A 22,535-nucleotide genomic window follows, 5' to 3' on the forward strand; every position below is an offset into this window, starting at 1 on the left:
CCGACATTAACCGTCGCGGGCGCCGTGTGGGTCGTGGCCCGCCGGGTTGGTGGCAGGTCCACAGGAGACGTTCAGGAGCGCGGACCCGCAGAAGTCGGCAGGCTCAGGGCAGGCTCAGCCGCTGCCGCAGACCGGTGGCGCGCTGGGCGGTGGTGGCCACCGCGGCGCGCACGGACGCCTCGGAGCCCACCACGAGCAGGCTCTCCTGGGCGCGGGTCACGGCGGTGTAGAAGAGCTCGCGGGTCAGCAGCCGGGAGTCGGCGTCCGGGAGCAGCACCACGATCCGCCGCGCCTGGCTGCCCTGGGACTTGTGGATCGTCATCGCGTGCATGGTGTCGACCGCACCCAGCCGGGCGGGTGCGAACGGTCGGGGCGCACCGACGCCGGCGATCCAGGCCCGCGGCCGGCCGTCGGGCTCGGCGACCACCACCCCGGTCTCGCCGTTGTAGACGTCGAGGGCGTAGTCGTTGGCCGTCACTAGCAGCGGGCGGCCCGGGTACCAGGCGGAGCCGGTGGTGCTCAGCGGCGTGCCCAGCTCCGCGGCCAGCCACTGCTCGGTGTGGGCGTTCCACACCCGCACCCCGTGCGGCCCCTCGCGGTGCGCGCACAGCAGCCGGAAGGAGTCGAGCGCACCCAGCGCGGCCTGCGGTCCGTCCTCGACGGCGGCCGCCCGCACCCGCAGCGCCGCGGCGGTGCACTCCGCGCGCAGCGTCGGCACCGGGTCGTCGGTCTCCACCCAGGTGACCTCACCCGTGCCGGCCCGCAGCACCTCCAGCACGCGGTCCTCGGTGTCGGGGCCGTCGCCGCGCAGCGCGGCGGCCAGGCCCTTGATCTCCTCGGTGGAGCGGTGGTTCTCCTGCAGCGCCACCACCGGGGAGTCTGGGTGCTCGGCGAACCCGGCGACCAGGTCGGACAGCACCGCACCGGCCCCGACCGAGGTCAGCTGCCGGGGGTCGCCGACCAGCACGAGGCGGCTGTCGGGACGCACCGCCTCCAGCAGCCGGGCCATCATCGTCAGGTCGACCATCGAGGCCTCGTCGATGACCACCAGGTCGTACTTGAGCCGGTTGTCGCGCCCGTGCACGAAGCGGGTCGTGTTGTCGCGGCGCCAACCGAGCAGCCGGTGCAGCGTCATCGCCTCCGGCGGCTGCAGCTGGTCCGGCCCGGCCCCCAGCACGCCGAGCGCACCCAGCTCCGCGGCCACCGCCTCCTGCAGCCGGGTCGCCGCCTTCCCGGTGGGGGCAGCGAGCGCGATCGACATCCGACGGTCGTGGGCGAGGCGGAACTGGTCGGCCAGGGCGAGCACGACCCGCGCCACGGTGGTGGTCTTGCCGGTGCCGGGCCCGCCGGTGAGCACGGTGGTGCGATGCCGGGCGGCGTGCTCGACCGCGCGGGCCTGCTCCTCGCTCAGCCGGGCACCGCTCACCCGGCGCAGGGTCGCGGCGAGCACCGGCTCGTCGACGTCGGGGCGCCCGAGCGCGATCCGCTCGGCCAGGTCGTCGGCGACCTGCCGCTCGAGACGGTGGTAGCGGTCCAGGTAGACCAGGCCGAACTCGTGGTGCAACACGCCGGCGGCGAGCAGCGGGGAGGCCGCGATGGCGGCCGTCCACTCGTCGTACGGCGGCCAGGCGACCTCGGCGCCCAGGGCGAGGAGGTCCGGCAGACCCTCCAGGTCCAGCCCGACGGAGCCGCCCCGCACGGACCGCACGGCCATCGCCACGGCGAGCTGCACCCGTTCGTCGGTCTCCCCGCCGAGGGCGGCGACCCGTTGCGCCACCCGGACGTCGGCGGCGTCGACCACCCCGGCGGCGTTGAACGCACCCAGCAGGCCGTCCACCCCACGCGCCAGGCGGGGGTCGTGCGGGGAGGTCGCCTCGAACAGCCCGATCATCGTGCCCCTCCTGCTGCGTCGTCGGGGCGGTGGCCGTCGAGCAGGTCGGAGAGCTCGATGACCAGCGCGAGGGGCGGCTGCCAGGTGAACACGCCGCACGGCTGGCCGTCGACGACCGGGGTCTCGGGGCCGCACATGCCGCGCAGGTACAGGTAGGCGACACCGCCGAAGTGACGCTGCGGATCGTAGCCGGGTTGGCGCCAGCGCAGGAACCGGTGCAGCACCACGGCGTACAGCAGCGCCTGCAGCGGGTAGTCGGAGTGCCCCATCGCCTCGGCGAGCGCGGCGGGGCGGTAGGCCGCCGCCGTCAACGGCTGCTCCATCGGGCCGAGCCAGTTGGTCTTGTAGTCGACCACCACGTAGCGGGGGGCGGCCGGGTCCCCGAGCCGCAGCACCACGTCGATCGAGCCGGTCAGGTAGCCGCGCAGCGTCTGCCCGCCGAGCAGCGGGTCCTCCAGCGCGTCGGCGTAGGCGCGGACCGGGTCGCCCGCGGGCAGGTGGCGGCGCAGCAGCCCGGCCAGGTCGCCCAGCAGCACCTCCTCGCCCGGCTGCACCCGGCCTGCGGGACGAGCGGCGTCGCCGCCGGCGAGCGGCAGCTCGAAGTCCAGCTCGCAGAGCCGGTCGCGGACCCCGATCCGACGCAGCGTGGTGTCCTCGAAGAGCGGCCCGAGCGGGGTGTCCAGCACGGCGAGGAGCGCGTCGGCCAGGTCCTCGGCCTCCACCGGCACCGGCCACCAGGTGAGCTGCTCGTCGATGTGGGCGAGCAGCTCGGCGCGCAGGTCGGGCGCTGCGGGGTCGGCGTGCTCGAGGACGGCGTGCACCAGCGACCCGAACGTGGCCCCGACGGGCAGCGTCGCCATCGGCGAGGCCATCACGAGCGGGTCGGCGCCGACCTCGGCGCGGCCAGGCTCCCCCGGCTGTCCCGACTCCCCCGACTCCTCCGGCCGGCCCGGGTCCGGCACCGTGACCACGCCGGCGACGTCGCCGAGCTGCTCGTCGTCCTTGGCGTCGATCTCCGGCTCGCTGTCCACGCCGGGCCGGGCGGCGTCGGCGGCGACGTCCACCTTGCTCAGCGACGAGTAGGAGGTACGACGCCACCCGCCGTCGACGGTGCGGGTGAACCGGCGCGCACCGAGCTCACCGGGCACGGGCAGCGGCAGCGGGTCGGTGCTGGGCACCGGCTGTGCCATCTCCGGGGACGGGCCGCCCCGGTCGCGCCAGGTGGTGAACAGCCGGGTCGCGGTGTCCTCGTCGGGCACCGGCGGCGCGTCGGGCACCTCCGCGAGCAGCGAGCCGTCCTCGGCGACCGCCCGCATCAGCATCCGGTGCAGCGGCGAGCACTCGGCGTTCCTGGTCGGCGCCCACCAGGCCACCACCTGGCTCTGCGCGCGGGTCAGGGCGACGTACAGCAGGCGCAGCCACTCCCCCGCCTCCTCCTCGGCCCAGCGCCGGCAGTGCTCGGCCCACTGCGGTCCGGACCCGCCGACGTCGAGGCAGCGACGGTCGTCGGCGTCGTGGTACAGCGGCCGCTTGGGGGTGCCCACGTAGCGGTCGGCGAGCGAGGGCAGGTAGACGACCGGGTACTGCAATCCCTTGCTGGCGTGGATCGTGACCAGCTGCACCGCGGCCGCGTCGGAGTCCAGGCGTCGGGTGCGCTCGACGCCGCGGCCCTCGCGCGCCTCCAGCACCTGCTGGCGCAGCCAGGCGAGCAGCGCGACCGCGCCGAGGCCGTCGCGCAGCGCCACCTCGTGCAGCACCTCGCCGACGTGCCGCACGTCGGTGAGCAGCCGCTCGCCGCCGACCTGGCCGAGCAGCCGCGCCGGCATGCCGCCGGAGGTGGCCGCCTCCAGGACGGCCGCCACGCCGCGCCGGGCCAGCGCCTCGGACCAGCCGCGCAGCCGGTCGCCGAGCTCGTCGGTCAGGTCGTCCCCGCCGGCGGCGAGGCCGGCGGCGTCGTGGCCGAGGAAGCAGGTCAGCGCGGCCGCCCGGACGCGGGCGGTGCGGTGCGGCTGCTCGAGCGCCTCCAGCAGCGCCATCCACTCGGTGGCGGCCGGCGTGGCGAACACGCTGCCGCCGCCGGCGATCACCGCCGGCACCCCGATCGCCTGCAGGGCGGCGCGGGCCGCGGCCAGGTCGGCGTGGCGGTAGCAGATCACCGCGACGTCGCTGGGCTGCAACGGCCGGCCCTCGAACGTCGGCCGGGCGGCCAGCAGGGCACGGATGTCGTGGGCCAGGTCGTCGGCGATGAACGGACGCACCTTGCCGACGGGAAGGGTGGCGGTGCCGCGGCGCCCGAAGGACTCCCGGCGCACCACCCGCAGCCGGAACGGCGCCGGCCGCGGGGCGCCGGCCAGCCGCGGCTCGCTGTGGTGCGCGCTGACGTCGTGCACCACGATCCGGTCGTCGCCGAGCTCGGCACCGCGCATCAGCTGCTGGATGCCGTCGAGCAGGCCGGCGTCGCTGCGCCGGTTGACGGCGAGCGTCTGGCGGTGGGTGGCGCTGGCCGCCGCGGTCAGGTACGTCGTCACGTCGCCGCCGCGGAAGGCGTAGATCGCCTGCTTCGGGTCGCCGATCAGCACCATCGTGGCGTGACCGGAGAACGCCCGGTCGAACACCTGCCACTGCACCGGGTCGGTGTCCTGGAACTCGTCGACCAGCACGATCCGCCACCGGTCGCGCATCCGGACCCGGGCCGGGGAGTCGTCCGCGGCGAGCGCCTCGGCGAGCTGGCTGAGCAGGTCGTCGTACGAGAGCACGCCGAGGCGGCGCTTGCGCCGGTCCAGCTCCGCCCGTACGGCGTGCGCGAACGCGACTCGGCGACCGGCGGGGTGGGTGCGGTCCAGGTCGGCCGGCTCGAGGTGGGCCTGGGGGTCGGCGACCGCGGCGCGGGCGATGGCCAGTGCCTCGGCGTGGGTGAACGAGGGGCCGGTCTCGGTGCCCGCCGCGGGCCGGGCGAAGGCGCGCAGGTAGAGGTCGTCGACCACCTCCACCAGGCGGTCGTCGAGGTCCTCCACGAGCCGGGCGCGGGCGTCGGTGTCGCCGGCGACGCCGAGGGAGTCGAGCACGAGCGAGCAGAACTGGTGGATGGTGGCGATGGTGGCGGCGTCGAAGTCGGCCAGCGCCTGCACGACCCGGGCGTGCCGGGTCCGCCGGGTGTCCGGGTCGCAGTCGAGCAGCTTGGTGATCACCGCGCTCGGCTCGGTGTCGGGCTCCGGGGTCGCGGGCTCGGAGGAGAGGGCCTGCTCGGCCTCGACCAGCTGGCGGCGGACCTGTTCGCGCAGCTCCTGGCTGGCGGCACGGCCGAAGGTGACGACGAGCAGCTGCTCGAGCGGCACCCCCACCTCGGCGACGTACCGGGCGACCAGGGCGCCGATGGTCCAGGTCTTGCCGGTGCCGGCGCTGGCCTCGAGCAGGGTGGTGCCCTGCGGCAGCTCCTCGCTGGCGATGTCGAACGGCTCGGCGGGCGGCAGGGCGGGGTGGCGCACGCTCACAGCGCACCCACCTTCTCCGCGCCGCCGAGCAGCGGCTCCCACACCGTCCAGGCGTGCTCGGGCAGGCCGGCTGCGACGAGCACCTCGACCGGCGCGCCGGGTCCGTAGATCCGCCGGTGCACCGGGTCGTCGTCCTCGCCCTTGATCCCCCACTCGTTGTAGGGGTCGGTGGTCCACTCCCGGGCCGCGGCCTCGACGGGGTCGATGTCCATCCCCCGCAGCTGCTTGGCGCGGGCCTCGGCCCAGGCGGCGGCGGTGCCGAGCGGGATCGGCAGCGGGCTGCGCAGGCCGCGGTCGCGCAGCTCGACCAGCGTGGCCAGCCACTCGGTGCAGCGGTGGTCGAGCGGGCCGACCAGGGCGCGCTGCGGGCCGGCGCGGCCCTTGGCGACGGCGTGGCCGGTCCAGTTCTCGTCGGGGTAGGTGGCGGAGAGGGCGAGCACGTCGAGCCAGGTGGAGAGCCGCTGCTTGGGCTTGAGTCGGGAGTAGCTGACGGTGACGACCTGGTTGCCGAAGACGCGGGGCACGGTGCCGATCAGCCGGCGGCCGCCGCCGAGGTCGATCTCGACGTCGAGGCTGCGCGCGGTGCCGGCGCGCAGCCCGGCGCTCTGCTGCAGCAGGGCCTGGCAGTCGCGGGCGATCTCGTCGAGCACGCCGCGGCCGAGCTCGAACGGCGGCAGCGTGCCGCGCAGCTGCTCGGCGATCATCACCGCGGTGGCGGTGCCGCCGGGGTCGTGCGGGGCGGCGAGCACCTCCCGCAGCAGCCGGTCGCCGATCTGCCACTTCTCCAGGCCGTTCAGGGTCACCGGGACCGCGTCGGCGACCTGGTCCGGCTCGAAGGGGGTCGCCACGTCGAGCCGCTGCCGCAGGAACGTGCGCGCCGGGTGGTGCAGGAAGGTGCGCAGGTCGTCGAGGGTGACGTCGCCCGGCGGCAGCGCCGGCAGCTCGCCGGTCAGGAACGCAGGCACCTCGCGGCGCTCGCGGACCGCGGCCCGCGCCCCGGCCAGCGAGGCGGTGTCGAAGCTGAACGGGGCCTCGCCCACCAGGGCGCCCGGCACGTGGTTGCGGGCGTCGTAGGGCTGCAGCGGGTGGCGCACCACGACGGCGTCGCGGACGGGCGCGGCCGCGGTGCGGTCGAGGGTGTCGAGCAGCTCGCCGAGGGGGACGGCAGGCGGGCGGGGCTGCCCCGTCTGCTCGGCGGCGCCGGTGTAGGTGATGACCAGCCGCTCACCGGCGGCCAGGATCGCGTCGAGCAGCAGCTGACGGTCCTCGCCGCGCAGGTCGCGCTCACCGACCAGCGGCTTGCGGGCCAAGACGTCGTCGCCGTCGACGCCGGTGACGCGCGGGAAGACGCCGTCGTCGAGTCCGACCAGGCACACCACCCGGTGCGGCACCGAGCGCATCGGCACCATCGTGCACACGGTGAGGGTGCCGGTGCGGAAGCTGGACCGGGTGGGTCGGCCGGCCAGCCGGGCGGCGAGCAGGGCCCGCACGTCGGCCAGCCGCAGCGGCACCTCGCCCTGGGTCTCCTCCGCGCTGGCCCGCGCCCGGGCGAGCTCGCGCTCGAACTGTGGCAGCTGCCAGGCGTTGTCGCCCTCGACCTCGCACAGGTCGCGGACCCCGGTGCTGATCGCGGAGAACCACTCGTCGGCGGCGACCGCCGAGGCCAGGGCGGCCAGGCACTCGCCCAGCCGGGCCACGGCCTCACCGAGCCGGCCGACGAGCTCGATCTCGCCGCTGCCGACGTCGTCGACGGGCAGCCCGCGGCCGAGGTGGCGGTGCTCGTCGCCGCTCATCGCGACGCCCAGCAGGAGTCGGTCCATGCCGGCGCGCCAGGTGTTGTGCTCGAAGCCGCCCAGCCCGTACGACGCCCGCTGCCGCGCGTCCATCCCCCACCGGATCCCGGCGTCGGCGACCCAGGTGCCGATCCGGGCGAGGTCGTCGTCGCTGAACCCGAACCGGCGCCGGCACACGTCGCGGGAGAGCAGGTCAACGACCTCGGAGGCGCCGGCCCGGCCGCCGGCGAGCTCGACCAGCGCGACGGCCACGCCGAGCAGCGGGTTGGTGGCGCTGACCGCTCGGTCGGCGAGGCGCACCCGCAGCCGGTGGGCGGGGTGCAGCCGGTCGGCGCCGCCCGTCGGGGTGTCGGCGATGAGCTCGCCGAGACCGAAGCCGGCGGAGATCAGCGGCGCGTAGGTCTCGATGTCGGGGCACATCACGACGATGTCGCGCGGCTCGAGGGTGGGGTCGTCCTGGAGCAGGCCGACGAGCAGCTCGCGGAGCACGTCGACCTGCCGGGCGGGGCCGTGGCAGGCGTGCACCTGCACGCTGCGGTCGTCGGCGGCGAGCACGCGGGCCGCCCGCCGGTCGGGGTCGGGGGCGCGGTTGCCGCGGATGTCGGCCTGCAGCCAGCCGAGCAGCGTGTCGGGGGCGGCGGGGTCGGGCACGGCGCCGGCGTCGACGGCCTGCCCGGTGCGGACCCGGTCGGTGAGCACGGTGGCCAGCTCCCGGGAGTCGCGGCCCAGCGAGGCGAGCAACGGGTGCGCGACGAGGTCGGCGCAGCGCGCCTCCGCGCGCGGCGCAATCGGCACCGCGGCGGCCTGCACCGCCTGCCACAGGGCCTCCGAGGGCTGGGCGAGCCAGAGGTGGACCTCGCGGTGCGCGCCGAGCGCGGCGAGCAGGTCGAGCTCGGTGGCCGGCAGCCGGGTGTGCCCGAACAGGGAGAGCCGGTCGGGCAGGTCGAGCGTGGCCAGCACCTCCGGGTCGCCGGCGCGCAGCCCGACGCAGACCCGGGCGTGCCGCAGGTCGGGCGGCTCGGGGTGGCCGAGGTCGGCCATCCGTGCCAGCAGCCGGCGCCACAGCTCGGGCTCCCAGCGCAGGTCGACGGGCAGCGCCGCCCCGGTGCCGTCGGTGTCGCGGCCCTCGCGCCAGTCGGCGACGAGCGCGGGCCGCTGCACGCCGTACGACGCGAAGCGGTCGGCGAGACGGCGGGCCACCGACCAGCGGCGGCTGCGGCGCAGCTCGCCCTCCTCGCCGCCCAGGCCGTGGCCGAGGTGGGTGGCCAGGGTGCGGAACGCGGGGTCGTCGAGGTTCGCGTCGATGGTCGCCAGCAGCGGCCAGACGAGCCGGTCGGGGTGCCACGGGTCCTCGCGGTCGCGGCCGAGCAGCAGCCCGACCAGGGAGGCCGGCTGCAGGAACTGCACGCCGGCGCAGACGCCGTCGCCGCCACGCTCGCCCGTGCCGAGGCGGTGGGAGAGTCGCTGGGTCAACCAGCGCTCCACGCCGCGGGCGGGCACGACGACCACCTCGGTGGCGAAGGGGTCGGGCAGCGGCACCGCCAGCAGCGCACCGAGCTCGTCGGCGAGCAGGTCGGTGCGCGGTGCGCGGTGCAGGATCAGGGGCATCGGCGACGAGGTTAGTGGGGGCGTCCGACCCAGGTCAGCCGGGCAGGCAGGTCAGGTGGCCGGCAAGACGAGCCGGCTCAGTCGGGCAGCTCACGCACCACACGGGCCGGGGTGCCGAGCGCGAGCACGCCCGCGGGCAGGTCGCCGGTGACCACGGAGCCGGCGCCGACCACCGTGTTCGCGCCGATGGTGACGCCGGGGCACACGATCACGCCGCCGCCGAGCCACACGTTGTCGCCGATCGTGATCGGTTGTGCGGCCTCCCACTTGGCGCGGCGCAGGCCGGCCTCGAGCGGGTGGGTGGGGGTGAGCAGCTGCACGTTCGGCCCGATCTGCACGTCGTCGCCGATGACGATGTCGACGACGTCGAGGGCCACCAGTCCGAAGTTCACGAAGCAGCGGGCGCCGATCCGGATCCGGCTGCCGTAGTCGACGTGCAACGGCGGGCGGATCCTGGTCTCCGCCCCGACCGCGCCGAGGAGCTCGCCGAGCAGCCGTTCCCGCTCGGCGTCCTCGCGCGCCGTGGTGGCGTTGTAGGCGGTGGCCAGGTCGACGGCACGCAGGTGCGCCTCGACGATCTCGGGGTCATCAGCCAGGTAGAGGTCGCCGGCGAGCATCCGCTCGTGCATGCTGCGTGAGTCGTCGCCCAGCGGGTCGGCGCCCAGCGGATCGCCGGCGCGAGGAGTCGGTTCCGTCACCGCTCGTCCCCCGGCTGCTTCCCAGGCGCGTCACCAGAGTGCTTCCCAGGCTCCTCCGGGTGCTCGTGGGCGCGCCGCTCCCGCAGGTGGCGCATCCGCTCGCGCTGCTCGTGGGCCTCCTCGTCGGCCTCCTCGATCTCGCCCTGCAGAGCGGCGACCGCGTCGGGGTTGTCGTGGAAGCGGCGGTAGGAGTAGACGATCAGCACCAGCGCGATGACGCAGGACACCAGCAGGGTGACCCCCGTCCAGGGCCCGCCGAGCAGCCACCAGGCGGCGTCGAGCGGCCACCAGCCGGGTGCTTCCGGGCCGGCCAGCCACAGCACGCCGACGGCGCCGATGCCCAGCGCGAAGAGCGTCGACATCAGGATCCGCGGCCAGGTCTCCACGCCCTCGGCGGCGGCGCGCAGCGCGCGCAGCAGCACCGGTTCGAGCAGGTTGTCCGCCCAGGCGTACTGCCGCGACAGCACCGCCAGCCCGGCCGCGATCAGCAGCAGGCCCGGGCCGGGCAGCACCAGGGCGGCCACCCCGGCGACGAGCAGCAGCCAGCCGAGGGTCTCCAGCAGCAGTCGCTTCGCCGCCCCGGTCATCGCGCACCCCCGAACTTCTCCAGCCAGGCCAGCACGTCGTCGTCGGCGTTGCCGTGCGCGGCGGCGATCCGCGCCCACCGCAGCGCCATGGCGTGGAAGCGCAGCGGGTTGTAGACGTCCTCCTCGCGGGAGAAGAGCCCGTCGCCGGCGTACGTCATGATCGTGATGTTCGGCTCGCACAGCTCGGTGCCGTCGCCGGGATCCGGCATCGGGTTCCCCACCTCGCACACCAGCCGGTTCTGCTCGGCGTCGACGACCTGCCACCCGATCGGGAACGACGGCATCAACCGCCCCGGGTACGACGTCATCGTCCGCGTCACCCACGCCCGGATCTCCTCACGGCCGGCGAAGGTGCCCATGGCGTGCTCGACGTACACGGCGTCGGGGGTGAACAGGTCGGCGTAGCCGGACCAGTCCCCGGTGGCCGCGAAACCGGCGACCCGGTCGTGGAAGGCGGCGTACGCCTCGGTGATCTCTGCAGCGGTGAACGCGACTGCGGACGAACCGGTCATGGACAGATCCAATCAGGTACCTGGCGAACGAGCCCGGCAATGCGGACCCACACCCTAGGCTCGCCCCATGGTGCGCCGTCACGCTCCCCCGCGGCGCGGCCCTTTCGGCTCCCGGCTGCTCGGCCCCCGCGACCAGGACCCGCTGCGGCTGCGGATCCGCATCCAGGTGCTGCTCACGCTGCTGCTGCTCACCACGAACCTCCTCGGTGCGCTCGTGGTGTTCGTGATCAACACCTGGGCGATCCCCTCCCCCGCTCCGTCGCGGGCGATGGTGGTGGCGCTGGCCATCGCGATCCCCAGCTACGTGGTCCTCGCCGCGCTGGTCGGCGTGGTGTGGGGCACCACCAAGTCGCTGAGGGCGCTGCGCTGGGCCACCCAGCCCGAGGTCGACCCGGACCGCACCCAACGCACCCGCGCCCTGCGGGTGCCGCTGCACCTGACCGTGCTGCAGTTCCTGATCTGGCTGGTCGGCACGGTGCTGTTCACGGTGCTCACCGTGGTGCTGCAGCCCTCCCGTGCGCTCGGCACCGGCTTGACGGTGGGCATCGGCGCCGTCGTCGTCGCCGGCATCTCCTACCTGCTCACCGAGTTCTCGCTGCGCCCCATCGCCGCGCGGGCGCTCAGCGACTCCCGGGTGACCCACCAGGTGCGCGGCGTCGGCGTCGGGCCGCGGCTGACCATCTTCTGGCTGCTCGGCACGGGAGCGCCGGTCATCGGGCTGCTGATCGCCGCGATCCTCGCGCTCACCCCCAGCAACGACGCCGACCTGGAGCAGCTCGCCGTGGTCACCATCGTGGTCGGCGCCGCCGTGCTGGTCTTCGGCTTCCTGCTCACCGACCTCAGCGCCCGCGCCGTCGTCGCCCCGGTGCTCTCGGTGCGCGACGCGATGCGCGCCGTGGAGGCCGGACAGCTCGACACCGATGTCGTCGTGTACGACGGCACCGAGCTCGGCCAGCTGCAGAGCGGCTTCAACGACATGGTCGCCGGGCTGCGCGAGCGCGAGCGGATCCGCGACCTCTTCGGGCGCCACGTCGGGCAGGAGGTCGCCACCGCCGCCGCGCGGCTCGGGGTCGGCGAGATCGAGCTCGGCGGCGAGACCCGGGTGTGCTCGGTGCTGTTCGTGGACCTGACCGGCTCCACGTCGTACGCCACGCAGCACGGGCCGGCCGAGGTCGTCGCGGTGCTCAACCGGTTCTTCGCGGTCGTGGTCGACGAGGTGGACGTGCACCACGGCCTGGTCAACAAGTTCATCGGCGACGCGGCGCTGGCCATCTTCGGGGCGCCGGTCGAGCTGGCCACCCACGCCGCGTCCGCGCTCGCCGCCGCCCGGTCGATGGCCGCCCGCCTGGCCGCAGAGGTCCCCGAGATCGGCGCTGGCATCGGGGTCGCCACCGGGCAGGTCGTGGCCGGCAACGTGGGCCACCTGCAACGCTTCGAGTACACCGTCATCGGCGACGCGGTGAACTCCGCCGCCCGGCTCTCCGACCTGGCCAAGGTGATGCCCGGCTGCGTGGCCGCCACCGCGGTGACCGTGGAGGCCGCGCGGGACTCCGGCCCCGAGGGCCGGGCCGAGGCCGAGCACTGGGCCGAGCAGGGCGAGACCGTCCTGCGCGGACGGCCCGGGCCGACCCGGTTGGCCGTGCCGCGGGTGCACGCCGAGCGCTTGGCGGAGCACTCGTGACGCCGCACTTGTAACTACGTGTTGTGGCTACTACCAGGGTGGTCTACCACCCGGGTAGTAGCCACAACACGTAGTTACAAGCGGTATCGGCCCCTGTGACAGGCTCCCCGCGTGACGACGTACGACGTGGGAGTGCAGGGGTTCGAGCCGGACGCGATCGTGGTGGGGGCGGGGCTCGCGGGACTGGTGGCGACGTACGAGGCGACCCGGGCGGGCAGGCGGGTGCTCGTGCTGGACCAGGAGAACCGCGCCAACCTGGGCGGGCAGGCGTGGTGGTCGCTGGGCGGGCTCTTCCTCGTCGACTCCCCCGAGCAGCGCCGGATGGGCATCCGCGACTCCGCGGAGCTCGCCTGGCAGGACTGGCAGGGCTCCGCCGGGTTCGACCGCACCGCCGCGGGCACCGCCGGCACGCCGGGTGAGGACCACTGGGCCCGGCAGTGGGCGCAGGCGTACGTCGACTTCGCGGCCGGGGAGAAGCGGGCCTACCTGCGCGAGCTGGGGCTGCGGCTGCTGCCGTTCGTGGGCTGGGCCGAGCGCGGCCGCGGCGACGCGGCCGGCCACGGCAACTCGGTGCCGCGCTTCCACCTCACCTGGGGCACTGGGCCGGAGGTGGTGCGGGTGTTCCTGGACAAGGTGCTCGCCGCCGAGCAGGCCGGGCTGGTCCGGTTCGGCTTCCGGCACCGCGTCGACGCGTTGGTCCGCGACGGCGACGCGGTCACCGGGGTGCGCGGCGCCGTGCTGGCGCCCTCCGACGTCGAGCGCGGTGCCCCGTCGAGCCGCGAGGAGGTCTCGCCGTTCGAGCTGCACGCACCCGCGGTGGTGCTCACCACCGGCGGCATCGGGCACAACCACGACCTGATCCGCGCGGCCTGGCCGGTCGAGCGCCTGGGACCGGTGCCGAAGTACCTGATCAGCGGCGTCCCGGCGTACGTCGACGGCCGCGGCCTGGGCATCGCCCGTGACGCCGGCGCCCGGCTGGTCAACGCCGACCGGATGTGGCACTACACCGAGGGCATCCACAACTGGGACCCGGTGTGGCCCGACCACGCGATCCGGATCATCCCCGGACCGTCGTCGCTGTGGTTCGACGCGACGGGCAAACGCTTCGCCGCGCCCAACTACCCCGGCTTCGACAGCCTCGGCACGCTCGCTGCGATCGGCGCGACCGGCTACGACTACAGCTGGTTCGTGCTCACCCAGTCGATCATCGAGAAGGAGTTCGCACTCTCAGGCTCCGAGCAGAACCCCGACATCACCGGCAAGGACCTCAAGGTGATGCTGCGGGCCCGGCTCGCCAAGGGCGCGCCCGGGCCGGTGGAGCGGTTCAAGACCGACGGGGTGGACTTCGTCGTGGCCGACACCCTCGAGGAGCTGGTGGCGGGGATGAACCGGATCGTCGACGGCGACTCCCCCGCGCGCGGCCCGCACCTGGACGCCGCCGACCTGCGCCGCCAGATCGAGGCCCGCGACGCGGAGCTGGGCAACGCGTTCAGCAAGGACTTCCAGCTGATGGCGATCGGAAACGCCCGCCGCTCGCGCACCGACCGGGTGATCCGGGTGGCCAAGCCGCACCGGGTCCTCGACCCCGCACACGGCCCGCTCGTCGCCGTACGGCTGAACATCCTGACCCGCAAGACGCTCGGCGGCGTGATGACGGACCTGGACTCACGCGCCGTGGACGCAGGCGGCGCCGTCGTCCCCGGCCTGTACGCCGCCGGCGAGGTCGCCGGGTTCGGTGGTGGCGGGGTGCACGGCTACAACGCGCTGGAGGGCACGTTCCTGGGCGGCTGCATCTTCTCCGGACGGGCCGCCGGGCGGGCGATCGCGCGCGGCTGAGCACCCGGCTCCGGCCACGGCACTTGTAACTACGAGTTATGGCTACTACCCGGGTGGTAGACCACCCTGGTAGTAGCCATAACTCGTAGTTACAAGCGAGAACGCCGAACGGCCCGCACCCTGCGAGGGTGCGGGCCGTTCAGGTTGCTACAGGTCCGGCTCAGGCCTCTTCGAGGTCGGCGGCGACGCGGCGGTGCGCCTCCCAGATCTCCTCGGGCAGGCCGTCGAACTGGGCGAGGTGCTTCTCGCGGTGGCCCATCTCCTGCCGCCAGCGGGCGACATCGATGCTGAGCACCGTGTCGAGGTCGGCGAGCGCCTGCTCGTCGAGACCCTCGAGCAGCAGCTCCTCGCGCTTCGGCAGGACGCCGACGGGCGTGGTGACACCCTCGACCTCGCCGTTGAGGTACTGCATGAGCCACACCAGCGGCCGCAGGTTCTCGCGGTAGCCCGGCCACAGGAAGCGGCCGTCCTCGCCGCGCTGGAACCAGTTGACGTGGGCGAAGATCGGCTTGACCTGCGCCCGGCCGAGCACCTCGAGCCAGTGCGCGGCGTAGTCGGCCTCGGCGTACGACATGAACGGACGCATCGACATCGGGTCGTAGCGGAGCACGCCCTCGAGGCCGTCGGCCGCGGCGGTCGCCTCGGCGCCCAGGGTGAGGCCGTCGTACACGCCCTCGGCGATGTCGTTGATCGCGCGGATCAGCGGCTCGCGGTCCCGGGTACGGCCACCGAAGATGATGCCGTGGATCTCGACACCGGCCGGGTCCTCGAAGTCCTTCGCCACGTTCGGCACGTTCGCCAGCGTGGTGGTGAAGCGGCTGTTCGGGTGCGCCCACGGGGCGTCGACCTCGTCCTCGGACCGGTCGGCGATCTTGTCGCCCTTCCAGTCCTCCCAGCCGTCGAGGTCGGTCGGCTTCTCCGACTTGCCCTCCCACCAGACCTCGTGGGTCTTGGAGTTGTAGGCGACGTTGGTGAAGATGGCGCCGGTGCCCGGGACGATCGACTCGATCGCGGTCGGGTTGGTCTTCTCGTTGGTGTCCTTGGCGACACCGAAGACACCGTTCTCCGGGTTCATCCCGTAGAGCTTGCCGTCGTCGCCGACCCACAGCCACGCGATGTCGTCGCCGTAGAACTCGACGTAGTAGCGGTCGCCCAGCGCGTCGGGGGCGAGCGTCATCGCGAGGTTGGTCTTGCCGGAGGCCGACGGGAAGCCGCCGCAGACGTTGTACTTCTTGCCGGTCTCCTTGTCCGTGATGCCCAGCAGCATGAACTGCTCCACGAGGAAGCCGTTCTTCCAGCCGTCGTAGGCACCCTGGCGCAGGCCGTGGGCGATCTTGCCCAGCAGCGCGTTGCCGCCGTAGGAGGAGCCGAAGTGCAGGATGGTGCGCTCGTCGGCGACCGTGACGAAGTACCGCTTGTCGTCGGCGGTGCCCTGGCCGAGGTTCGGCAGGTCCCCGGTGACGTGGACGGCCTTGACGAAGGAGTCGCCGAGGTCGTTGATGAACTCCACGCCCACGCGGGCCATGCGGATCATCTGCAGCACGACGTTGCGGTTGTCCGTCAGCTCCACACCCGCGGCGAAGTTCTCCAGCGGAGAACCCTTCGGCGCCATCAGGTACGGGATGACGTACATGGTCTTGCCTGCCGAGGCGCCGGTCATCAGCTCGACGAGCTTCGGCTTCATCTCGGCGGCGGGCTTCCAGTTGTTGTAGATGCCCTTGTCGTTCTCGTCGCTGGTGGCGACGATGGTGCGCTCCTCGGCCCGCGCGGTGTCCTTGTAGTAGGACCGCGAGTAGTACAGGCCCTCGCCGGCGGGGAGCAGCTCGCCCGCGTCCAGGGACTCCTGGATCAGGCGTGCGTCGTCGGCCGCGGAGACGACCTCGATGCGCTCGGCACCCGTGATGCCAGCCCAGTGCGCGACATACTCCCGAACGTGGGGGTTCGTGAGGCCCGCCTCATCGAGCGTCCGCTCCACATCCACCATTGCTTCTCGCCAGCCTTTCGGTCCTGTTCAAGGTGTGGGCACGCTACCCCACAGCCCACCCGGGTTGTCCCGGGGTTCGAATCGGTGCGATCCGTGGACACCGTCGTCCGCGTGAAAGTCACCATGACACCCGAACTGCGATGACGCACATCGAGGGCACCCGATGAGACGGTTTCCACATCGAGCGGCGCACTTGGATCGTTCGAATGACTGATGGCGGGACGAACGGCCCCTAGGAACGGGACGGTCCCGCGTCCCTGCCACCCATATAGCGACCCATAGAGGCCACCCATAGAGGCCACCCATATAAAGGGTGCGCCAGCGCCCTGGTCCGGATTGATGCGGCCACGCGTGGGGTAGACCCCCGGGCAACCCCGCACCCCTCCCAGGAGCACCCGATGAGCTACCCGCCCCCGCCCCCGCCGTCCGGACCGCAGTGGTCCCCCTCGGGTCCGCCGTCGGGTCCGCCGTACGGTCCCTACGGGCAGGGGCCGTACGGCCAAGGTCCGGGAGGTCAGGGCCCGGGAGGGCCGCAGGGTCCGGGAGGGCCGCAGGGTCCGGGCGGTCCCTACGGCCCGTACGGCGGCGGGCCGCGCAAGAAGCGCACCGGGCTGATCGTCGGCCTGGTCGCCCTCGCCGTGGTGCTGATCTGCGGCATCGCGGTCACCGCCGTGATCGTGGCGCGCTCGGGCGACGACGACGGCGGGACCACCGCCGATCCCGCCCCGCAGACCTCGGCGACGCCCAGCGACCCGACCAGCGCGGCCACCTCGCCCGGCACGGAGGCGACCAGCCCCACCGCCCCGACCGCGCCGCAGACGCCGTACTCGCCCACCGACGACGAGGGCGACGACCGGCACTACGACGTGAAGGTGGCCGACTTCCCCGGCGACTGGAACTTCCAGCTCGGCGACGTGAAGCTGAACGCCAAGTACCTGGACTCCTGGGACTACACCTCGTGCGGACCGGTCGAGAAGAGCTCGAAGCTCACCCAGCAGCGCTGCGACTACGCGGCGCAGTGGGCATTCTCGGCGCTGAAGGGCAAGGCCCGGCTGACGCACCTGTTCCTGGTGTTCGAGACCGAACGGCAGGCGAAGTCGACGCAGGCCTCGCTGAAGGACACCGACCTCGGGCTGCGCAAGGAGTCCGTGGCGGCGAACTACACCCAGGGCCAGTGGACCAGCAGCGTCGAGGGCAACGTGGTGGCGGTGACGGTGGGCACGGCGAACCAGAAGGTCTCCGACGACAAGCTGCGCAAGCTGGTCAACTACATGAACACCGACTACCGGGTGGCGCTGGGCTTCCAGTTCTGAGCTTCCAGCTCTGAGGAGGCGTAGGCGAAATCCGGCCGGACTTCGAGAACTCGCTGACAGCCCGACGCGGCCTCTGGCAGCATCGTGCTCGCCGCCGCAGGTGACCCGAGACGCCTGCGGCGGCCTTCATTTTTCCGGCGCCGCGCACCCCGCGCCGGGCACCCCGCGCCGGGCCTCAGCCGCGGTACGCCGGGGCGCGGCGGCTGGGGGCCGGGTCGGCGCTGGCCAGCAGCGGCAGCACCCGGGGCTCCACGAGCACCGACAGCACCATCACGCTCGTGGAGCGCACCACCGACGAGGACTGGTCGATGCGCACCAGCGTCGCCTGCAGCTCGGGGTGCGAGCGGGTCGCGACCTGGCAGAGCACGTCGCCGGAGCCGGTCGTGACGGAGGCCGAGAGCACCTGCGGGATGTCGCGCAGGTGGTCGGCCACCTCGTCGAGCGCGCCCTGGGAGATCTCCAGCGTGACGAACGCCTGCACCTCGAAGCCGGCCGCGGCCACGTCGATCGTCGGGTCCCAGTCCGCGATCACCCCCGCCTCGCCCATCCGGCGCAGCCGGCTGGCGACGGTGGCGCGGGCGACGTCGGTGAGCCGGGACAGCTCGAGGTCGCCGGCTCGCGGGTGCTCGCTCAGCGCACCGAGCAGCGCCAGGTCCACCTGGTCCAGGGCGAGGAATCCGGCCATAGGACCACCCTAGGTCCGACCTAGCCATTCTGCTCATCTCTCCAGCACAACAGGTGGCAGACCTGGCCGTTCTGCCCACCTGCAGATGGACAGGTTGTGGCCCCGCGGAGGTGACTGATCGGATCAGGTCATGACGCTGCAGGAGACCCTCACCGACACCGAGCGCCTCGCCGAGCTCGACCTGGACACCCTGCGCCGCCTCGTCGGCCTGGTCGCGCACGACCCCGACGCGGACCCCTTCCCGGTGACCGGCTGGGACGCCGTGGTGTGGACGGTCGGCAACGCCCTGCAGACCAGCCACTTCCTCGTCTCGGCCTTCGGCATGGAGCTGGTCGCCTACACCGGGCCGGAGACCGGCAACCGCGACCACGTCGGCTACGTGCTGCGCAGCGGTGCGGCCCGGTTCGTCATCACCGGCGGCGTCGACCCGGCCAGCCGCCTGCTCGACCACCACCGCCGCCACGGCGACGGCGTCGTCGACGTCGCCCTCGAGGTGCCCGACGTGGACCGCTGCATCGCGCACGCCCGCGCCAGCGGCGCGACGGTCCTGGTCGAGCCGCACGACGTCTCCGACGCCCACGGCACCGTGCGGATCGCCGCGATCGCCGCCTACGGCGACACCCGGCACACGCTGGTCCAGCGCACCGTCGACGGTCGCACGTACGACGGCCCGTACCTGCCCGGCTACGTGGCCCGCTCCTCGTCGTACCGCCGCCGGGAGGGGGCGCCGCGACGGATCTTCCAGGCGCTCGACCACGTGGTCGGGAACGTCGAGCTGGGCCGGATGGATGAGTGGGTGGACTTCTACCACCGGGTGATGGGGTTCACCGACATGGCGGAGTTCGTCGGCGACGACATCGCCACCGACTACTCGGCGCTGATGAGCAAGGTGGTGGCGAACGGCAACCACCGGGTGAAGTTCCCGCTCAACGAGCCGGCGATCGCCCGCAAGCGCTCCCAGATCGACGAGTACTTGGAGTTCTACGACGGCCCCGGCGTGCAGCACCTGGCGCTGGCCACCAACGACATCCTCGCCGCCGTCGACGCACTGCGCGCCGAAGGCGTGCAGTTCCTCGACACCCCGGACTCCTACTACTCCGACCCCGGCCTGCGGGCGCGGATCGGCGAGGTCCGGGTGCCCGTCGCCGAGCTCGCCGAGCGCGGGATCCTGGTCGACCGTGACGAGGACGGCTACCTGCTGCAGATCTTCACCAAGCCGATCGGGGACCGGCCCACGGTCTTCTTCGAGCTGATCGAGCGGCACGGCTCGCTGGGGTTCGGCAAGGGCAACTTCAAGGCGCTGTTCGAGGCCATCGAGCGGGAGCAGGAGCGCCGCGGCAACCTGGACGGCCCACGCAACCTGGACGGCCCGCGCAACCTGGACGCCCCGGGGGCCTGACGTCGTGCCCGGCTCTCGGAGGCTGCTGGACCCCCTGCTGCTGCGCCGGCTGTACGACGACGCGGCCGTCTTCCCGCCCGGCGACCTGCCGGTCGCCGACGCCGTGGCCGCCCACCTCGACCACCGTGCCAGCGAGCACGCCGCGCTCGTCGGTCCCCTGGTGCTGGCACCCGAGCACCTGGGCGAGGCGGCCGCCGCGTTGGCCGCGGACCCCGGCGCGGGGATCGAGGTGGCGCTGACGCTGTCCTCGCCGGAGCTGGCTGCCGACGCGCTGGAGACCGCCCGGACGATCCCCGGGCTCGGGGTGTGTGCGGTCGAGTCGGCACTGCCCGCGGGCGCCGGCGTGGACGCGCTGGTGCTGCTCGAGCCCGCTGCGGAGCTGGTCGAGATCTTTGTCGAGGTGCCCCGCGACGAGCGCCGCCCGACGGTGGTCGCCGCGCTGGCCGAGCTGGGCTGGGCGGCCAAGCTGCGCACCGGCGGCGTCCGGGCGGAGGCCTATCCCGGTGAGGAGGAGCTGGCCGAGGCGCTGGTGCTGCTGGCCTCCGCCGCGGTGCCGGTCAAGGCCACCGCGGGGCTGCACCACGCCGTACGACACACCGCCGAGGGGACGGGTTTCGAGGAGCACGGGTTCTTGAACCTGCTGCTCGCCGCCGACGCCGCCCGCCTCCACGCCACGGTCGCCGAGGTCGCCGGTCTGCTCGCCGCGCGCGACCGGACCCGGGTGGCGCGCGAGGTGCGGGAGGCGTCGGTGCGGGTGCGCGAGTCGTTCCGCTCGATCGGCACCTGCAGCATCGCCGAGCCGCTGACCGAGCTCGCCGCGCTGCGCCTGGTGCCCGCCTCCGTCGTGCAGGACCTGCGATGACCCCGTCTCCGACCCCGCCCCCGAGCACACCCCCGAGCACCCCGATGACGCCCACGACCGCCCCGGTGGCGGCCCCCGAGAACGAAGGAACCGACATGTTGGACCTGCTGCACCGCTTCGAGACCACGGCGCCGGAGATCGTCTTCGAGTGGCACGACGCCGAGACCGAGGCGAAGGGGTGGGCGGTGATCAACTCCCTGCGCGGCGGCGCCGCGGGCGGCGGCACCCGGATGCGCGCGGGCCTCGACCGTGCCGAGGTGGAGGCGCTGGCCAAGACGATGGAGGTGAAGTTCACCGTCTCCGGGCCAGCCATCGGCGGCGCGAAGTCCGGCATCGACTTCGACCCGAACGACCCGCGCCGCGCCGGGGTGCTCGCCCGCTGGTTCAAGGCGGTGGCCCCGCTGCTCAAGACGTACTACGGCACCGGCGGCGACCTGAACGTCGACGAGGTGCACGACGTCATCCCGCTGACCGAGCGCTACGGCCTGTGGCACCCGCAGGAGGGCATCGTGAACGGCCACTTCGCCGCCGACGAGCGGTGAGCTGGTACAGCGGGTCGGGATGCTGCGGCTGGGTGTCTCGAAGGTCGTCGAGGACCCGCGGTTCACCCCGGACCGCGACGCGAAGTACACGATCGCCGACCTCGTCACCGGCTGGGGCGTGGCGGAGTCCGTCGTCGCCTTCTACGACCTGTACGGCGCCACGCTGGGTGGTGCTTCGGGCGGTCCATCGGGCGGGGCTGCAGGCGTGGCCGGCAAGCGGGTGATCGTGCAGGGCTGGGGCAACGTCGGCTCCGCGGCGGCGTACTACCTGTCCCGGGCGGGCGCCTCGATCGTCGGCATCATCGACCGCGACGGCGGGCTGATGAACCCCGACGGGTTCACCCCCGAGGAGGTGCGCACGTTGTTCACCACCAAGCAGGGCAACGCGCTGCGCGCCGAGGGCCTGGTCCCCTCCGCCGAGCTGGACGAGGTGGTCTGGGAGATGGGCGCGGAGATCTTCCTGCCCTGCGCCGCCTCCCGGCTGGTCACCGCCGAGCACGTGAAGCGGCTCGTCGCCGGTGGCCTGGAGCTCATCTCCGCGGGCGCCAACGTGCCCTTCGCGGACCCGGAGATCTTCTACGGCCCCACCTACGAGCTCGCCGACTCCCAGGTCGCGGTGATCCCCGACTTCGTCGCCAACTGCGGCATGGCGCGCACCTTCACCCTGCTGATGGAGGGCATCGACGAGGTCTCCGACGAGGCCATCCTCGGCGACGTCTCCGCCACCATCCGTACCGCCCTCGAGCGCTGCCACGCCCGCTCGCCCCAGCCCGTCCACCTCGCCGCCACCGCCCTGGAGATCGCCCTCGACCAACTCGTCTGACCCGCCGAATCCCCCCTTGTGGCCCGCCGAATCCCCCCCCTTGTGGCCCGCCGAATCACCTCTGGTGGCCCGCCGAATCCCCCCTTGTGGCTCGTCGAATCGCCTCTGGTGGTCGGTCGAGTGTCCTGCTGTGGCCGTAGACGTCGAACGATCGGGCCGGCCCGGCCGCGCCGAGCGGCGTACGACGCGACGCAGCGCTGATGCTCCCGGTCGACGTCGAGCAGCGGCCGACGCTGATCGCGGTCGCCACGCTGGTCGTGGTCACCACCCTGGTGGTCTTCGGTCTCACCTCGCCGTACCTGATCCGCCGCCTCGTCCTGGAGATGCACTCCCCCGAGGAGCAGCGAGACGAGTTCTTCACGCTCATGAAGCAGCTCGCCGCTGACACGACCGAGCACTCGGCCCGTTGGAGGAGCTCGAGATCGACGGTGAGCGCATCACCCCTGCGCTCGTGACGTCACTGAAGCAGCGCTTCCTCCCGGCGCTGATCAGCGACATCCATCAGCTGCGGCACGCCAACCCCGGGATCCGGGAGAAGTCGCTGCTCGTGCAGCGGCTCTACCTGGACACGATGCGCGACGCGCTGATCGCCGAGCGCGCGATCGGGGCGGTACCCCAGCGAGACCTATGCCCGCGCCGAGGCGCTGCTCGATCGGGAGGAAGCAGCGCCTCAACGCCGGGTCCTGAGCGCCACGTGCAGAAGCTCCGGACTCGACGTACGGAAAGTCCGGAGTCGGGGGCCGGAAACTCCCAACTCGGCGGGCGGGAACTCACGACTCGGTCAGTCGGTCGGCGGCAGCGGCGAGCACCGGGTCGACGTGCTGCTCCTG

Annotated in this window: 16 protein-coding genes; 8 read left to right on the forward strand and 8 right to left on the reverse strand. The window is 73.4% G+C overall.

Going from position 1 to position 22,535, the window contains the following annotated elements; all coding sequences use genetic code 11:
* Window positions 1-103: 103 nt before the first annotated feature.
* From recD to KG111_RS17060, 6 genes are all read right to left on the reverse strand, one after another.
* Entirely contained in the window at window positions 104-1,891 is a 1,788-nt protein-coding gene (gene recD / locus KG111_RS17035) for an exodeoxyribonuclease V subunit alpha (protein ID WP_205289939.1), read from the reverse strand.
* Window positions 1,888-5,382: a UvrD-helicase domain-containing protein gene (locus KG111_RS17040; RefSeq protein ID WP_249666196.1), complete on the reverse strand. Its 3,495-nt coding sequence runs from the start codon at window positions 5,380-5,382 to the stop codon at window positions 1,888-1,890. The genes recD and KG111_RS17040 overlap by 4 nt, the downstream gene beginning before the upstream one ends.
* A complete protein-coding gene (gene recC, locus KG111_RS17045; protein WP_205289940.1) occupies window positions 5,379-8,783 on the reverse strand; it encodes an exodeoxyribonuclease V subunit gamma in 3,405 nt (1,134 codons plus the stop codon). The genes KG111_RS17040 and recC overlap by 4 nt, the downstream gene beginning before the upstream one ends.
* 77 nt (window positions 8,784-8,860) lie before the next feature.
* Window positions 8,861-9,481 (reverse strand): sugar O-acetyltransferase, encoded by a 621-nt coding sequence (locus KG111_RS17050; RefSeq protein ID WP_249666197.1) that lies wholly within the window; start codon window positions 9,479-9,481, stop codon window positions 8,861-8,863.
* Complete coding sequence (locus KG111_RS17055; protein WP_205289941.1) at window positions 9,478-10,068, reverse strand: PGPGW domain-containing protein; 591 nt, start codon at window positions 10,066-10,068, stop codon at window positions 9,478-9,480. The genes KG111_RS17050 and KG111_RS17055 overlap by 4 nt, the downstream gene beginning before the upstream one ends.
* Complete coding sequence (locus tag KG111_RS17060; protein ID WP_205289942.1) at window positions 10,065-10,580, reverse strand: nuclear transport factor 2 family protein; 516 nt, start codon at window positions 10,578-10,580, stop codon at window positions 10,065-10,067. Before KG111_RS17060 ends, KG111_RS17055 begins: the two co-directional genes overlap by 4 nt.
* A gap of 67 nt (window positions 10,581-10,647) precedes the next feature.
* On the opposite strand from KG111_RS17060, the gene KG111_RS17065 reads away from it, so the two are divergent.
* Together KG111_RS17065 and KG111_RS17070 are read left to right on the forward strand one after the other, a co-directional pair.
* Window positions 10,648-12,261: an adenylate/guanylate cyclase domain-containing protein gene (locus KG111_RS17065; RefSeq protein ID WP_205289943.1), complete on the forward strand. Its 1,614-nt coding sequence runs from the start codon at window positions 10,648-10,650 to the stop codon at window positions 12,259-12,261.
* A gap of 111 nt (window positions 12,262-12,372) precedes the next feature.
* Window positions 12,373-14,097 (forward strand): FAD-binding dehydrogenase, encoded by a 1,725-nt coding sequence (locus KG111_RS17070; protein ID WP_249666198.1) that lies wholly within the window; start codon window positions 12,373-12,375, stop codon window positions 14,095-14,097.
* A gap of 160 nt (window positions 14,098-14,257) precedes the next feature.
* On the opposite strand, the gene KG111_RS17075 is transcribed toward KG111_RS17070, so the two are convergent.
* Window positions 14,258-16,081 (reverse strand): phosphoenolpyruvate carboxykinase (GTP), encoded by a 1,824-nt coding sequence (locus KG111_RS17075; RefSeq protein WP_205289944.1) that lies wholly within the window; start codon window positions 16,079-16,081, stop codon window positions 14,258-14,260.
* A gap of 398 nt (window positions 16,082-16,479) precedes the next feature.
* Here KG111_RS17075 and KG111_RS17080 point away from each other — a divergent pair, with 398 nt between their 5' ends.
* Window positions 16,480-17,394, forward strand: coding sequence for a hypothetical protein (locus KG111_RS17080; RefSeq protein WP_205289945.1), 915 nt, complete (start codon window positions 16,480-16,482; stop codon window positions 17,392-17,394).
* Between the two features lie 175 nt (window positions 17,395-17,569).
* Here KG111_RS17080 and KG111_RS17085 read toward each other — a convergent pair whose 3' ends face one another.
* Window positions 17,570-18,079, reverse strand: coding sequence for an Lrp/AsnC family transcriptional regulator (locus tag KG111_RS17085; RefSeq protein ID WP_205289946.1), 510 nt, complete (start codon window positions 18,077-18,079; stop codon window positions 17,570-17,572).
* Between the two features lie 130 nt (window positions 18,080-18,209).
* On the opposite strand from KG111_RS17085, the gene hppD reads away from it, so the two are divergent.
* The 5 genes from hppD (at window position 18,210) to KG111_RS17110 (ending at window position 22,160) form a co-directional block, all read left to right on the forward strand.
* Complete coding sequence (hppD, locus tag KG111_RS17090) at window positions 18,210-19,478, forward strand: 4-hydroxyphenylpyruvate dioxygenase (protein WP_205289947.1); 1,269 nt, start codon at window positions 18,210-18,212, stop codon at window positions 19,476-19,478.
* 4 nt (window positions 19,479-19,482) lie between these two features.
* Window positions 19,483-20,340 (forward strand): hypothetical protein, encoded by an 858-nt coding sequence (locus KG111_RS17095; RefSeq protein ID WP_205289948.1) that lies wholly within the window; start codon window positions 19,483-19,485, stop codon window positions 20,338-20,340.
* Between the two features lie 44 nt (window positions 20,341-20,384).
* Window positions 20,385-20,882: a Glu/Leu/Phe/Val dehydrogenase dimerization domain-containing protein gene (locus KG111_RS17100; protein ID WP_213450008.1), complete on the forward strand. Its 498-nt coding sequence runs from the start codon at window positions 20,385-20,387 to the stop codon at window positions 20,880-20,882.
* Window positions 20,883-20,901: 19 nt separating this feature from the next.
* Complete coding sequence (locus tag KG111_RS17105; RefSeq protein ID WP_213450009.1) at window positions 20,902-21,705, forward strand: Rossmann-fold NAD(P)-binding domain-containing protein; 804 nt, start codon at window positions 20,902-20,904, stop codon at window positions 21,703-21,705.
* A 200-nt stretch (window positions 21,706-21,905) separates the two neighbouring features.
* A complete protein-coding gene (locus KG111_RS17110) occupies window positions 21,906-22,160 on the forward strand; it encodes a hypothetical protein (RefSeq protein ID WP_205289950.1) in 255 nt (84 codons plus the stop codon).
* Window positions 22,161-22,535: the final 375 nt, after the last annotated feature.

Source organism: Nocardioides faecalis (genome assembly GCF_018388425.1).
GTDB lineage: Bacteria > Actinomycetota > Actinomycetes > Propionibacteriales > Nocardioidaceae > Nocardioides > Nocardioides faecalis.

What these genes read in the sequence shown, in the direction of transcription:
- KG111_RS17110 (WP_205289950.1), top strand. Translation starts at nt 21,906, where the DNA reads ATGCTCCCGGTCGACGTCGAGCAGCGGCCGACGCTGATCGCGGTCGCC.
- KG111_RS17075 (WP_205289944.1), bottom strand. Translation starts at nt 16,081, where the DNA reads ATGGTGGATGTGGAGCGGACGCTCGATGAGGCGGGCCTCACGAACCCC.
- KG111_RS17085 (WP_205289946.1), bottom strand. Translation starts at nt 18,079, where the DNA reads ATGGCCGGATTCCTCGCCCTGGACCAGGTGGACCTGGCGCTGCTCGGT.
- KG111_RS17060 (WP_205289942.1), bottom strand. Translation starts at nt 10,580, where the DNA reads ATGACCGGTTCGTCCGCAGTCGCGTTCACCGCTGCAGAGATCACCGAG.
- KG111_RS17105 (WP_213450009.1), top strand. Translation starts at nt 20,902, where the DNA reads ATGCTGCGGCTGGGTGTCTCGAAGGTCGTCGAGGACCCGCGGTTCACC.
- hppD (WP_205289947.1), top strand. Translation starts at nt 18,210, where the DNA reads ATGACGCTGCAGGAGACCCTCACCGACACCGAGCGCCTCGCCGAGCTC.
- recC (WP_205289940.1), bottom strand. Translation starts at nt 8,783, where the DNA reads ATGCCCCTGATCCTGCACCGCGCACCGCGCACCGACCTGCTCGCCGAC.
- KG111_RS17080 (WP_205289945.1), top strand. Translation starts at nt 16,480, where the DNA reads ATGAGCTACCCGCCCCCGCCCCCGCCGTCCGGACCGCAGTGGTCCCCC.
- KG111_RS17055 (WP_205289941.1), bottom strand. Translation starts at nt 10,068, where the DNA reads ATGACCGGGGCGGCGAAGCGACTGCTGCTGGAGACCCTCGGCTGGCTG.
- KG111_RS17100 (WP_213450008.1), top strand. Translation starts at nt 20,385, where the DNA reads ATGACGCCCACGACCGCCCCGGTGGCGGCCCCCGAGAACGAAGGAACC.
- KG111_RS17065 (WP_205289943.1), top strand. Translation starts at nt 10,648, where the DNA reads ATGGTGCGCCGTCACGCTCCCCCGCGGCGCGGCCCTTTCGGCTCCCGG.
- recD (WP_205289939.1), bottom strand. Translation starts at nt 1,891, where the DNA reads ATGATCGGGCTGTTCGAGGCGACCTCCCCGCACGACCCCCGCCTGGCG.